The sequence below is a fragment of the Paenibacillus sp. BT-177 genome, from assembly GCF_025846815.2.
Lineage (GTDB): Bacteria > Bacillota > Bacilli > Paenibacillales > Paenibacillaceae > Paenibacillus > Paenibacillus polymyxa_C.
In genome coordinates, this window is the sequence record NZ_JAOYTP010000046.1 from 1 (window position 1) to 615 (window position 615).

Here is a 615-nt window from a genome sequence, read left to right on the forward strand (position 1 = left end):
TAAGGCTGGGCTGTGATGGGGAGCGAAAATTATAGTAGCGAAGGTCATGATCTCAGACTGCCAAGAAAAGCCTCTAGCCAGGAGAAGGTGCCCGTACCGCAAACCGACACAGGTAGGCGAGAAGAGAATTCTAAGGCGCGCGGAAGAACTCTCGTTAAGGAACTCGGCAAAATGACCCCGTAACTTCGGGAGAAGGGGTGCCTCGGTAGGGTGAATAGCCCGAGGGGGCCGCAGTGAAAAGGCCCAAGCGACTGTTTAGCAAAAACACAGGTCTGTGCGAAGCCGCAAGGCGAAGTATACGGGCTGACGCCTGCCCGGTGCTGGAAGGTTAAGGGGAGTGGTAAGCCTTCGGGCGAAGCTATGAACCGAAGCCCCAGTAAACGGCGGCCGTAACTATAACGGTCCTAAGGTAGCGAAATTCCTTGTCAGGTAAATTCTGACCCGCACGAATGGCGTAACGACTTGGGCGCTGTCTCAACGAGAGATCCGGTGAAATTTTAATACCTGTGAAGATGCAGGTTACCCGCGACAAGACGGAAAGACCCCATGGAGCTTTACTGCAGCTTGATATTGAATTTGGGTACGATCTGTACAGGATAGGTGGGAGCCGTAGAA

Annotated in this window: 1 rRNA gene; it reads left to right on the forward strand. The window is 53.3% G+C overall.

Annotated elements, in window-relative coordinates:
- Positions 1 to 615 (forward strand): 23S ribosomal RNA (locus OIU26_RS25875); the annotation flags it as partial.